The organism is Egicoccus sp. AB-alg2 (assembly GCF_041821065.1).
Taxonomy (GTDB): Bacteria; Actinomycetota; Nitriliruptoria; order Nitriliruptorales; family Nitriliruptoraceae; genus Egicoccus.
Window position 1 is genome coordinate 250,049 of the sequence record NZ_JBGUAX010000002.1, and the last position, 12,327, is coordinate 262,375.

Below are 12,327 nucleotides of genomic sequence, written 5' to 3' on the forward strand. Positions count from 1 at the left end.
GTGACGGCTCAAGTCGGGCCGCCGTTCGGCCGTCAACCAGGGGCACGGGCCGGACGCCGACCGGCCGCCACCACGGGGTCGGCCGCCGCACGGTCGCCGCCGCCCACCGATCGACACCGCGAGGATGCCCGTGCTGCTCCGCCGGATGACCGTCTCCCTGCTCGCCGCCGCGCTCCTGGCCGCGCCGCTGACCGCCACGTCGGCGGCGGTCGCACCTGCCGAAGCCCACGCCGCCGCGAAGAACGGCTGCAAGGTCGTCGCCAAGCCCGAGGCGGCGTCGCGCGACTTCATCGCTGCCCAACGCAAGAAGGCCAAGGTCGGCGCGATCAAGCACGCCGGCGACCTTCGCGACGTGGCCCGCGACCACGCCATGCGCATGTGCACCAGGGACCGCCTGTACCACAACCCCAACCTGACCAAGGAGGTCAGGAACTGGCGCTCGGTCGGGGAGAACGTCGGTCGCGGCACGACCATCGACCGCCTCAACCGGGCGTTCATGGACTCGCCCGGACACCGGGCCAACGTGCTCGACAAGCGCTGGACCCAGTACGGCGTCGGGGTGGCCGTCAACGGCCAGGGCAAGGTCTACGTGGTGCAGGTCTACCGCCGCCACCGGTGACCATCACCGTTCGGCACGGAAGGGTCGCGCAACCCGCCACGCTCAACCGGCGAGCCGAGTGTGCCGACATCGACCGCGCCGCCCCCGCCGTCGGCGACCAGCGTGGAGCCGGTGACGAACGACGACTCGGGACCGGCGAGGAACCGCACGCACGCAGCGATCTCGTCGGGATCCGCGGCCCGCCCCAGTGGCAGCGGCGCGACCAGTCGCGTCCACAGCGCCTCGGCGGTCGTGCCCTGCTCGGCAGCGATCGCCGCCGTCTCGCGTTCGCTCATCTCGGTCCGGGTCCATCCCGGGCACAGGGCGTTGACGCGGATCCGGTCGGGGCCGAGGTCGACGGCCGCCGAGCGCACCAGGCCCAGCACGGCGGTCTTCGAGGTGACGTACGCCGCGTAGTCGGGGCCGGCGGTCAGCCCGGCCACCGACGACACGACGACGATGCTGCCGCCACCGCGCCGGCGCAGCAGGGGCGCGACGGCACGGATTCCCAGCAGCACTCCGTCGACGTTCGTGCGCTGGACGGCGTGCCAGTCGTCGAGCCGGACCGACTCCACCGACCCGAATGCCTCGACGCCCGCGTTGGCCACGAGCACGTCGGCGCCGCCGAAGCGGTCCTGCGCCGTCGCGGTGACGCGCGCCCAGTCGCCCGGCTCGGTGACGTCGGCGACCACGGCGATCCCGCCGCACGATGCCGCCACCGCCTCGAGCGGTGCCGGACGCCGGCCCGTCAGGATCACCGCGGCGCCGTCGGCCGCCAGCCGCCTGGCCGTCGCGGCGCCGATGCCGCTGCCTGCCCCGGTGACGATCGCGATCCGGCCTGCCAGCGGTGCCGTCATGCCATCAGCTCCTGCACACGGCTGACGACCCGGCGACAGAACGCCGGCAGCTGGCTCGGGTCGTCGAGGAACTGCGACGGTTTCACACAGATCGTCCCGAAGCCACGCGCGATCTGGACGGGCACCTGCTCGAGGGCCTCGTCGAGGTCGGCCGGCGCGTGCTCGTCGGGGAACCGGCCGCGGATGCCGCCGATCCACTCCAGCGACGCCGGGTCGCGGCCCGCCGCGCGCAGGGCGTCGCGCAGGTCGGCCAACGCGTCGTCGGACGGCTGACCGAGCGGGTGGAAGCCGTCGGCGTGCTCGACCAGTCGTCGTCGCACGGCCGGGTGGACCGAACTGCCGCCGATCCACAGCCACGGCCCGGTCGGTCGCGCGGGCTTGGGTTCGAGGTAGACGTCCTCGAAGCGGTAGTGGCGGCCGTGGAACGTGGCCGGCGACTCGCGCCACGACGCGCGCCAGGCGGCGAGATGCTCGTCCAGCCGCGCGCCGCGCTCCCGGAACGGCACGTCGAGAGCCCGGTACTCGTCCTCGTGCCAGCTCACGGTCGGCTGCACGACCAGGCGCCCGCCACTGAGCAGGTCCAGGGTCGCGAGCTGCTTGGCGAGCAGGAGCGGGTGGCGAAGCGGCGCGATGATGGCTGCCAGTGCGATCCGCAGGGTCGTGGTGGCGGCGGCGACGGCGCTCGCGACCACCAACGAGTCGGGCCACGGCATCGCCGGGTCCTGGTTGCCGGGCAGCGCGTAGTCGCGCGGGTTGCCCATCACGCCGGCGGCCCCGGCGGACGGTCCGAGCACGACGTGTTCGGACAGCATCACGGTGTCGATGCCGGCGTCCTCGGCGATGCGAGCCACCTCGACCAGTCGTCGCGGCTCACGCGGGTCGATCAGGGTCCAGTTCTCGGACAGGACCAGGACGACGCGCGGCGATGTGGGGATCATGGGCCACCAGCCTGCGGGAGACGCCCGAACTCTACGGCCGGCGCCGTTCGGCGACGTCCGGGGCGCGCGATGGCGCCGCGCTCGCGAGTTCTCCGCCGGCCGGACCGGGCTGCTTTCCTCGGTCGCGGACGGCGTGCGTCCGGCACGTCGGACCGGACACGAGGAGTGCCCATGGACGGGCTGGAGACGATCCGCTACGAGCGTGACGGCCACGTGGCGCGCATCACCCTGGACCGTCCGGAACGGGGCAACGGGCTGACCCGGCGACTGATCGACGAGTTGGCGGCCGCGGTCGAGTACGCCGACCTCGACCCCGAGGTGCGGGTCGTGCTGCTGGCGGGCAGCGGCAGCGGCTTCTGCGGTGGCTACGACCTCGTCGACGCCGCGGAAGAGCTCGGCGAGGACGCGCCCGACGATTCCGCCCTCCCCCGCGGTGCCCCGCCCGTCCCGGACGGCGCCCCCACCGACCCGCGGGTCATGGCCGCCAACCACGATCCGTCGCGGCCGTGGGACCCGATGGTCGACCACGGGATGATGAGCCGCAACGTGCGCGCCTTCATGACGCTGTTCCACGTCGCCACGCCGGTGATCTGCAAGGTGCACGGGTTCTGCGTGGCCGGCGGGACGGATTTGGCGCTGTGCTCCGACCTGCTCGTGATCGCCGAGGACGCCAAGATCGGCTACCCGCCGGCACGGGTGTGGGGCTCGCCGACGACCGCCATGTGGGCGGCGCGGCTGGGCCCCCAGCGCGCGAAGCGGCTCCTCTTCACCGGCGACTGCCTCTCGGGCGCCGAGGCGCTGGAGTGGGGACTGGCCATCGAGGCGCCGCCGGCCGACCGCCTCGACGAGCGTGCCGACGCCCTGGCGGCCCGGATCGCCCGGATGCCGCTGAACCAGCTGCAGATGATGAAGTTGCTGGTCAACCAGCAGGTGTACGGCCAGGGACTGCACGCCACCCAGCTGCTCGGCACGGTCTTCGACGGCATCACCCGCCACACGGCGGAGGGGTACGCGTTCCGCCGGCGCGCCGCCGAGGCCGGTTTCCGGCAGGCCGTCCGGGAACGCGACGAGCCGTTCGGTGACGCGGGACGCTCCACCTTCAAGGGCTGAGAAGCGGCGGCAACCCGCGTCGGCGCGGACGCAGCAGGGGCAGCGCACCCGGCGTGCGCTGCCCCTGCCGTCCGGGCACCGGGCTCAGGCGAGCGCGCGACCGATCGCCATCACCCCGTCGGGGTCGTAGCTGCGGATGGCGGCACGGATCCGCGCGAGGGCGCGCGCGTCGAACGCGTGGACCAGGTCGTCCGCGTCGAACGTGAAGTTCGGCATGCGGGGACCGCCGATCCATGGCGCCAGCGCGACCAGGACCTCGGTGGCATGGGCCGTCACGTCGGGCTCGTCGAGACCGACCGTGAGCAGGCAGTAGGCGGCGGAGCGCGACGAGAAGGCGGCTTCGTGGGCACCGCCGCGCGCCGTCGCGCCGCCCATCTGCCGGATCTCGACCAGCAGCTGCGGCGAGTCCGACCCCGGCCCGGTGGCGTCCAGCAGGGCCGCCGCCGCCTGCGCCGGGAAGTCGGTCAGCACCGCCGCGGCCTCGCGCACGGGCATCGGGTCCAGCGGGTCGGTGTGCACGGAGTCGATGGCCGTGAACGGCTTGTGGGCGACGTCGTCGAGGAGGACGGGTGCGGCGGCACGCATCGGTGCGAACCGGCGCGCGCCCTCCGCAGGGTCGCCGGTCCACACGTAGCGGATGGACAGCGTGAGGCGGCCGGCCAGCTGCGGCGGCGTGTCCGGGCCGTTCGGCAGGCGGAACAGCGCGAAGGAGGTCGTCGCCTCTTCCGGGAGCCGTGCGCACCACTCCCGCCAGCGGGCGATCACGGCGGCGGCGTCCTCACCATCGAACCAGAGCGAACCGCCGTAGAAGGTCGGCTGGTGGACGAGGTCGAACTCGACGGCGGTGACGATGCCGAGGCTGCCCTTGCCGCCGCGCAGGCCGAAGTACAGCTCGGGATGCTCTGACGGCGTCACGCGGCGCAGCACGCCGTCGCCCGTGACGACCTCGAAGGCACGCACGCGGTCGGCCGCCAGGCCGTAGGTGCGGGCCATGGGACCCAGGCCTCCGCCGGTGGTGTAGCCGACGATGCCGACGTCGGTGATCGAACCCGACAGCGGGGCCAGACCGTAGGGCGCCGCAGCCTCGACGACGCGGATCCACTTGACCCCGGCGCCCACCCGGGCCCAGCCCTCCGGGTGGACGGTGCACTCGTCGAGGTCCTTCGTCGTGACCAGGAGCTGCCCCACGAGGGCGGAGATCGCCCCGTGCCCGGTGGCCTGCGGGGTGACCAGCAGGCCGTGCTCGCCCGCGAAGCGGACGGCTTCGACGACGTCCTGTGCCGTCCGGGCCGCCAGCACGGCGGCCGGTTGCACGGCCACCGCCAGGTTCCACGGCGACACGAGTGCCTGGTAGGCGTCGTCGCCCGGCACGGCCAGCGTGCCCGTGGTACGTGCGTCGAGGTCATCGAAGGGCACGCGCGTCGGCGTGAGATCGCCCTGCGGCCGTTCCAGCAGTTGTCCGATGAAGCTCATCTCAGGTCCTCCGTGGTGATCGGTGCCGATGTGGGCGCACGATGCGACGGCGGACTTGCGAGGCGGTTGTGAGCGACCTGAGACGGGACTTGAGACCCGGCGTCGGGGCGAGCACGCGGCCGGCCCGTCTCCTCGGGTCGGTCAGGCGTCGGCGGGCTGCGCCGCCGAACCCTCGTGCGGGACGACGAAGCGGCCCTCGGGATCGGCGGCGGCACGGATGGCGGCCAGACGCTCCCAGGCCGTCGGCGACAAGCCCCGTCGCCCGTCGTTGGCCTGGTCGACCATCGGCAGGTAGAGCCCGCTGGAGGCCCACCGCGCCAGCGCGGCGAAGATGCGGGTCGTGTCCCGGCGCAGCGAGGCGAGCCCGGCCGGCTCGTCGGCGATGCCGACGCCCAGCACCAGGAAGGCGCCGTCGAGCCGGTCGAGAGCGCCGCCTCGCGGGGACGGACGGGCCAGGGCACCGCCGAGCTGGCGCACCTCGAGGTCCACCAGCCCGGAACCGGAGCGGGGACCGGCAGCCGCGACCAGCGCCTCGACGGCCTCCTCGGGCAGGTCGTCGAGGAGCACGCTGCTGGCGTGCGCGACGGTCGGCGCCTCCGGGTCGAGGTGCAACCGCGGCAGGGAATCGGCGCGGGCGACGTGGAAGGTGTCCAGCTCGGGCCGCAGCGCCCGCAGCGGTGCGAGGAGCTGGGCGGCCCGTCCCGGCGGGCCGAGGACGGCACCGTCCACCACGACCACCTGACGACCGCGCAGACCGGCCGGCAGGTCCGGCTGGTCGGGTGCCTGGAACAGGCGGGCGACCGTGGTCACGTCCTCGGGTGTCTCGCGGGTCCAGTCGGCCCACGCCCGCAGCACGCGCTCGGCATGCCGCCAGTCCCAGGCCAGCAGCCCCGCGAACGCCGTGGCGATCGGCAGCAGGTCGAACTCGACCGCCGTCACGACGCCGAAACCACCGCCCCCGCGGGCCGCCCACAGCAGGTCGTCGTGCCCGGTGGCACGCACGAAGCTGCCGTCGGCCAGGACGACCTCGATGGCGGTCAGCGCGCTGCACTGCAGCCCGTGGCGTCGCGCGTACCAGCTGATCCCCCCGCCGAGGGACGAACCGACGACCCCCACGCTGGGACTGGACATGTGGCGGGCGGCGAGCCCGACCTCCCCGGCCCGCTCGACCACGTCCCCCCACAGCACACCGGCGCCGACCCGTGCGGTCTGCCGGTCGGTGTCGACGTGCAGCTCGGTGAGGGCCGACGTGCGCAGCAGGACGGCGTCACCCAGGCGGCCGGACAGCGGCGGTGCGCCGTGTCCGGTCCCCATCGGCGCGACCCGGAGGCCCGCCGCCGCGGCGGCACGCACGACGGTCGCCACCTCGTCGGGGAACGCGGGATATGCGACGGCCGCGGGACGGGCGTCGACCTGCAGGTTCCACGGCAGGCGCGCACGGTCGTAGCCGGCATCGCCGGGCAGGTGCACGGCGCCCCCGCACAACCCCCGCAGCAGGTCCAGCCGGCTGCCACGCTCGGCGGTGGGTGGCGTCGCGGCCATCGCGGGTCCTGACGTCGACGAGGCGATCGTGCACCGGGAACTTGAGTTTCACTTGAGCCGTATTCGGGCCGGGGCCGGCACCTGAACGCGGCGATGGGTCACGGGCCTGCGGCGGTGGTCGGGGCGAGGACGGCCAGGACGGTTCCCGGGGTCAGCAGCAGGCGCTGCGCCACCTCGTTGATCCCGAGTCCCGCTGCGGCCAGCTCGCGGATCTGCTGGTCCCGCGCGCTGGTGCGGCGCACCGGGGCCCGTTCCGACGCGGCCGCGTCGCCCCGCGCCGCGAGGGCGGCGACGGTCTCACGGTGCACCCCGTCCGCACCGCAGGCGCTCGCCACCTGCAGCGCCTGCCGCAGCAGCGGCAGGGCCTCGGCGGTGGTGACGTCGTCGGCGCGCCCGAGCGCGAGGCGTGCACGGGCCAGTTCGAGCGGCGCGTGGCCGGACTGCAGGTGCTGCACCGCTTCCCGGAGGTGTCCCGTGCCGCCCGCGCCGACCAGTTCGCCGAGCCGGTGCAGGGACGCGCCCAGCGCCGACGGGGCACCCCAGCGCCGCAGCAGCGCGACCTCCTCCCGAGCCAGCGCCACCGCCGCGGCGTGGTCGCCGATGTCGGCGAGGGCGCGTGCCTTCAGCCCGCGCCAGGGCGCCCAGGCGGGGTTGCGGATCCCGAAGGGGTCGGTCGCCATGCCCAGCTCCGCCAGCGCGTCGGCGGGTCGGCCCTCGGCGAGCAGGAGGCGGACCGCGGATTCGTGCAGCAGCCGTGTCCCCTCGCCGACCGGCGGCAGCCGGCGCGCGGCGTCGATCACGTGGCGGGCCGCCCGGAGATCCCCCCGGTCGAGATGCGCGCCGGCCGTGAAGGCGGCGACGTAGGTCGCGCCGACCGGTGAGCCACCCCACATGTCGTTCTGATCGGCCGCGTCCGCGAAGGACTGCAAGGCGTCGTCCAGCACGCCGGTTCGCCACTGGAAGTAGCCCCGCCACAGGTTGGCCGACAGCGCGGCGAACAGACTGCCGGTGGCATAGGCGTGCTGGCGGGCGCGTTCCCAGAAGGCCCCCAGCCCCTCCCCCGGGCGAAGGTCGCGGCCGTGCCCGGTGAGGTCGCCATCGGCCACCAGCAGCACGGTCGCGGCGAACACCCAGAACAGGCCGTTGTCCACCTCGAGCAGACGATCGTCGGCCAGCGCGAACCGCGCCAGGTCGATCGTGCCGACGCGGTCCTCGCCGTCCAGGAGCCGCTCGTAGCTCGAGGTCGCCGCGAGCATCCTTGCGCCGTCGCCGTCACCACGCGGCGTCGGTGTCGGGCCGTCGCGGTACGACGACGGCGCGAGCCCGCCCATCGAGCCGCTGATGCGCTGCAGCGCCACCAGCGCCTGGCGTGCGTCGTCGACCTCGTCCGGCAGGCCGGCTGCCGCCTGGCCCGCGAAGGCGGTCGCGACGCCGGGCGGCGACGCGAACACGTGGGTCCGCGCCAGTGCGACCGCCACGCGGGCACGTGCGTCGGCATCCGGCAGGGCGCCGAAGGCCTCGGCCAGGTGCACGGTCGCCGCAGGGCCGTCCACGAACGTCTCCGCGAGTCCGAGCTCGACCAGCACGTCGACGGGCTCGGGTCCCTCGCCGGACTCGGCGAGCGCCCGGCGCAGCAGCTCGACCGCGCTGTCCGGGGCACCGCGGCGCAACGCCGTCCGCCCGGCCTCGCGCAGCGACGCGACACGGTCGGCCCGGCCACGACGCGGCGCACGCAACAGGTGTGCGGCGACCTGCTCGACCCCGCCGCCGCGACGCTGCAGGATCTCGGCGGCGTGCTCGTGGAGCAGCTGACGGTCGCCCAGCGGCAGGTCGTCGTACACGGCGTCGCGCACCAGCGGATGCGCGAACCCGAGGTCGTCGCGATCGGTGAGGACGTCACAGCGCAGCAGCGTGTCCATGGCGGCGGCAGCGGCGTCCTCGGTGAGGCCGGCCAGCTGCGCCACCGTCACCAGGTCGGCGCCCTCGCCCAGGACCGCCACCGCCCGCGCGACCGCGGTGGCGGTCGGCGGCAGACGCCGCAGCCGCAGAGCGACCAGGCCGGCGATGGCGCGCGACCCGACCGCGCGAACGGTGTCGACGTGGACCACGTCCGGCCGGATGCCGTCGGCTTCCAGCGCCCGCGACAGCTGATGCAGCAGCAGCGGATTGCCCGATGTCACCTGGTGGCACGCGGAGACGAAGGCGTCGTCCGCGTCGCTGCCCAGCCGGTCGCGCACGACGACGGCCGTCGCCTCCCTGGACAGCGGGCGCGGCCGCAGCACCGACACGGACGGCTCGAGCGCGAGTTCGCCGAGCAGCATCTCGTCCGCGTCGGCCTCACCCGTCCGCGACGCGAGCACGACCAGAGCCGGCACCGCCTCCAGGCGTCGCACCAGGTAGCCGAGGAAGCGCAGCGAGCCGGCGTCGCACCACTGGACGTCGTCGACGGTGATCAGCAGCGGGCTCTCGGCCGCCAGGTCGACCGTCAGCCAGTACAGGCCGTGCAGGACCGCGAAGGTGCCGTCGGCCCGCCGCTCCTCGGCGACGGTGTCGAACACGCCCGCGGCGCTGGCGGCGGCGCCGACCAGGAGGTCGGCGCGGCGGGCCGGGTCGAGGAGCGCCGGTTCGAACAGTTGGCGGACGGCCCCGAAGCCGAACGTCCGCTCCAGCCGACTGCAGCGCGCAGAAAGCAGCCGCACGCCGGCCTCGGCCGCGAGCCGTGCCGCCTCCGACAGCAGGCGGGTCTTGCCGATACCGGCCGGTCCCTCGACCAGCACGACGCCGCCCGTTCCCGTCCGGGCGGCGGACAGTGCGGCCGACAGTTCGGCGGCCTCCGTTGCCCGGTCCACGAGGTCGGCACGTGCGACGCGGACCGGCGACGTCGCCCGGTCGACGTCGGTCGCCCTGATCGCGGCATCGTCCGTGTCGCGTGAGGGCACGAGTGCGGGTGGCCGCGGCGGGTCCAACGTGGGCGACTGGGCGAGCACGTCGCGCTCCAGCATGCGCAGGCGCGGGCCGGGGTCGACCCCCAGCACCTCTGCGAGCGTCTCGCGCGCCCGGCGCAGCGCCGCCAGCGCGTCGGCCTGTCGCTGCGAGCGGTACAGGGCGAGCACCAGCAGCGCCCAGCGCTCCTCCCGCAACGGGTCCTCGGCCACGAGCGCCTCCAACTCGGACACGAGCAGCGGCGCGTCGCCGAGCTCGAGCCGGGCGCCGAGCAGCCGCTCACGGGCGACGGCCCGCAACGCGTTCAGGCGGACCACCTCGGCTCGGGCCCAGTCCTCGTCGGCGTACTCCGCATAGGCGGGTCCCCGCCACAGGCCCAGGGCGTCGTCCAGCACGGCGACGGCATCGACCGACGGCAGCGAGGCTCCCGACGCCACCGCACGCTCGAAGCGCCAGGCGTCGACGGCGTCCAGGCCGAGCCGGATGGCGTAGCCCGGACCGACCTTGGCGATGACCCCGTCACGGGTCCGTGCCGCGGCCTGCGGCTCCAGGCACCGACGGAGGTGGCTGACGTACGACTGCAACGCGCCAGTCGGGTTGCCGGGCGCGTGCTCGCCCCACACGCAGTCCGCCAGCCGGTCCGCGGGCACGGCCTCACCACGCGCGATCACGAGCGCGGCGAGCACCGCCCGCTGGCGCCGGCCACCGAGGCCGATGGGGCATCCGTTCAGCGAGCCGCTCAGCTCGCCCAGCACGCCCAGACGCAGGTCGCTGGCTTCGTCCACCCGGACCCTCCCGCCGTGCACGGCGGCGAATGGGCCAGCGTATACGGACGACCGCCCGCGACGGGGCGGAGCGCGCCCCCCGTCATGATGCCCGCCGGGTCAGCTGACGTCGGCCGCCTGCACCTCGGCCAGGACGATGGTGACGTCGTCGGGGAACCGGGCGGCCTCGACCATGCCGTACAGCTGCGAGACGGCCTGGTCCGCCGGGCCGCGGAGGGCCTGCGCGATCGTGTCGGCGTCGACCACGTCCGTCAGACCGTCGCTGGCCAGCAGCAGGCGATCCCCGGCGGTGAGGTCGACCGTGCGCACGTGGGGGGCGAGGTCGCCGGTCGCCCCCAGGCACTGGCCGATCTGTGAGCCGCCGATGCGGTCACTGACGGTGAGCGGCTCGAGTTGCGCGTCCGAGTACCGCCACGCCGTCGTGTCACCGACGTTGGCCGTGACGAGGTGGCCGTCCAGGACGGCGAGCATCGCGACGGTGGCGCCCATGCCGGTCAGGGCGGGGTCGGTCGCCGTCGCGTCGTGCAGGGTCTGGTCGGCGAGTTGCAGCAGGGCTTCGGCCGCGGGTTCGTCCCGGGGGACGTCGGAAGCCGCCAGCAGCTTCGCCGCGAGGTGGCTGGCGACGTTGCCGGCGCTGTGGCCGCCGAGGCCGTCCAGGGCCGCCAGCATGGTCGGCGCCGACAGCTGGTGGTGTTCGACGCTGGCTGCCTCGGCAAGGACCGTGTCCGCCACGACGGCCCGGTCCTCGTTCTCCGTGTGGGTCAGCGACGCATGCGTCACGACCCAGACGTCGAGATGCATGGTCACTCCTCCAGGTGGGGGTCTCGGTCGGCAGTCTCGTGGATTGCAGATCGGAAGCATCGCGGCATCCGAGACGTTCCGGCGGCGGCGACTGCCACCGCGCGCTGGTGGCAGTTCGTGCCATGGCCGCCGGACCCGTCCCCCGCCGGCCACCGGCGGGCGGCCACCCCGGGCGGCAGGACCGGCGCGGCCTGGCACTCGGGCATAGACTCGATCGGTGACCTGCGGAGGATCGACGACGACATCCGAGGGACGCGGACCTGCGCCCCTCTGCCGGCGATATGGGCCCGATCGCCGTCGTCTGGGCCGGTGACCTGGCTCCTGGTCGTCGCCATCGCCTTCGCCTTCGTCAACGGGGTGAACGACGGCGGGGCGCTGCTGTCGGTCGGCCTCTCGGTCCGGGGCCACCGGCCATTGACCGGGTTGTTCATCGCCGCCGGGGCGGTCGCCGTCGCCCCGCTCGTCGTCGGCACCGCGGTGGCGACCACGCTGGCGGACCGTCTGGTCACCTTCGACGGTCAGGACGGACAGGTCGCGCTCGGGGTCGCGGTGGTCGCGGCCGTCGCCGTCACCTGGCTGCTGGCCGCCCGCGGCCTGCCCACCAGCCTCACCCTGGCTGTCGTCGGCGCGATCGCCGGTGCCGGCGTCGGCGCCCGGTTACCGGTGACCTGGGGCACGGTCGCGCTGGTGCTGCTGCTGGCAGCGGTCGCGCCGGTGATCGGACTGCTCGTCGCCCGAGGGCTCGGCCGGGTGGTCACGGCCTGGCCGTCGCGTGGCGTGCTGCACCGTCGTGTCCGCCGCTGGCACCGGGCCGGATTCCTGCTCCAGTGCCTGGCCTACGGCGCCAACGACGGACAGAAGATGCTGGCGGTGCTGGCGGTCGCCGTCGGCACGGTCGGCGCATCGGGGGTGCCGGTCGTCGGCTGGCAGCTCACCGCAGTCGCCGTGGCGTTCCTCGTGGGGGCGATGGTGGGTCTGCCCCGGGTGGCGCGGACCATCGGCGCCGGCGTGGTGCCGTCGCGGCCGCACGAGGCCGTGGTGACCGAGATGTCGTCCGCGACCGTCGTCCTGGCCACGGGGGCGGTGGGCTCCCCGGTGTCGATGACGCAGGCCATCTCCGGCGGGTTGGTGGGTAGCGTGCTGGACCGCGGCAAAGGCAGCGTCCGGTGGCGCACGGTGGCCCAACTGGGGCTGGCCTGGGTCGCCACCCTGCCGTCGGCCTTCGTGGTCGCCGGTGCGGCGACCGGTGTCGCCCTCGCCGTCTCGTGACCTCGACGACA

Annotated in this window: 9 protein-coding genes; 3 read left to right on the plus strand and 6 right to left on the minus strand. The window is 74.7% G+C overall.

Going from position 1 to position 12,327, the window contains the following annotated elements; all coding sequences use genetic code 11:
• Positions 1 to 124 precede the first annotated feature (124 nt).
• Positions 125 to 619, plus strand: a complete 495-nt coding sequence (locus tag ACERM0_RS03840) for a CAP domain-containing protein (protein ID WP_373677189.1) — start codon at positions 125 to 127, stop codon at positions 617 to 619.
• Here ACERM0_RS03840 and ACERM0_RS03845 read toward each other — a convergent pair.
• Complete coding sequence (locus ACERM0_RS03845) at positions 601 to 1,455, minus strand: SDR family NAD(P)-dependent oxidoreductase (protein WP_373677190.1); 855 nt, start codon at positions 1,453 to 1,455, stop codon at positions 601 to 603. The two genes, ACERM0_RS03840 and ACERM0_RS03845, sit on opposite strands and share 19 nt — an antisense overlap.
• Positions 1,452 to 2,393 (minus strand): TIGR03619 family F420-dependent LLM class oxidoreductase, encoded by a 942-nt coding sequence (locus ACERM0_RS03850; RefSeq protein WP_373677191.1) that lies wholly within the window; start codon positions 2,391 to 2,393, stop codon positions 1,452 to 1,454. The genes ACERM0_RS03845 and ACERM0_RS03850 overlap by 4 nt, the downstream gene beginning before the upstream one ends.
• A 171-nt stretch (positions 2,394 to 2,564) precedes the next feature.
• Here ACERM0_RS03850 and ACERM0_RS03855 point away from each other — a divergent pair, with 171 nt between their 5' ends.
• Positions 2,565 to 3,503, plus strand: coding sequence for a crotonase/enoyl-CoA hydratase family protein (locus tag ACERM0_RS03855; protein ID WP_373677192.1), 939 nt, complete (start codon positions 2,565 to 2,567; stop codon positions 3,501 to 3,503).
• Between the two features lie 84 nt (positions 3,504 to 3,587).
• Here ACERM0_RS03855 and ACERM0_RS03860 read toward each other — a convergent pair whose 3' ends face one another.
• The 4 genes from ACERM0_RS03860 to ACERM0_RS03875 form a co-directional block, all read right to left on the minus strand.
• Positions 3,588 to 4,976: an FAD-binding oxidoreductase gene (locus ACERM0_RS03860; RefSeq protein WP_373677193.1), complete on the minus strand. Its 1,389-nt coding sequence runs from the start codon at positions 4,974 to 4,976 to the stop codon at positions 3,588 to 3,590.
• A 141-nt stretch (positions 4,977 to 5,117) separates the two neighbouring features.
• Complete coding sequence (locus ACERM0_RS03865) at positions 5,118 to 6,518, minus strand: FAD-binding oxidoreductase (RefSeq protein WP_373677194.1); 1,401 nt, start codon at positions 6,516 to 6,518, stop codon at positions 5,118 to 5,120.
• Positions 6,519 to 6,616: 98 nt separating this feature from the next.
• Entirely contained in the window at positions 6,617 to 10,246 is a 3,630-nt protein-coding gene (locus ACERM0_RS03870) for a BTAD domain-containing putative transcriptional regulator (protein WP_373677195.1), read from the minus strand.
• Positions 10,247 to 10,345: 99 nt separating this feature from the next.
• The gene (locus ACERM0_RS03875) at positions 10,346 to 11,047 is read right to left on the minus strand and encodes a PP2C family serine/threonine-protein phosphatase (protein ID WP_373677196.1); all 702 of its coding nucleotides are present in this window, start codon (positions 11,045 to 11,047) and stop codon (positions 10,346 to 10,348) included.
• A gap of 309 nt (positions 11,048 to 11,356) precedes the next feature.
• On the opposite strand from ACERM0_RS03875, the gene ACERM0_RS03880 reads away from it, so the two are divergent.
• Complete coding sequence (locus ACERM0_RS03880) at positions 11,357 to 12,316, plus strand: anion permease (protein WP_373677198.1); 960 nt, start codon at positions 11,357 to 11,359, stop codon at positions 12,314 to 12,316.
• The last annotated feature ends 11 nt before the right edge of the window (positions 12,317 to 12,327 follow it).

What these genes read in the sequence shown, in the direction of transcription:
- ACERM0_RS03875 (WP_373677196.1), bottom strand. Translation starts at nt 11,047, where the DNA reads ATGCATCTCGACGTCTGGGTCGTGACGCATGCGTCGCTGACCCACACG.
- ACERM0_RS03865 (WP_373677194.1), bottom strand. Translation starts at nt 6,518, where the DNA reads ATGGCCGCGACGCCACCCACCGCCGAGCGTGGCAGCCGGCTGGACCTG.
- ACERM0_RS03855 (WP_373677192.1), top strand. Translation starts at nt 2,565, where the DNA reads ATGGACGGGCTGGAGACGATCCGCTACGAGCGTGACGGCCACGTGGCG.
- ACERM0_RS03845 (WP_373677190.1), bottom strand. Translation starts at nt 1,455, where the DNA reads ATGACGGCACCGCTGGCAGGCCGGATCGCGATCGTCACCGGGGCAGGC.
- ACERM0_RS03860 (WP_373677193.1), bottom strand. Translation starts at nt 4,976, where the DNA reads ATGAGCTTCATCGGACAACTGCTGGAACGGCCGCAGGGCGATCTCACG.
- ACERM0_RS03850 (WP_373677191.1), bottom strand. Translation starts at nt 2,393, where the DNA reads ATGATCCCCACATCGCCGCGCGTCGTCCTGGTCCTGTCCGAGAACTGG.
- ACERM0_RS03840 (WP_373677189.1), top strand. Translation starts at nt 125, where the DNA reads ATGCCCGTGCTGCTCCGCCGGATGACCGTCTCCCTGCTCGCCGCCGCG.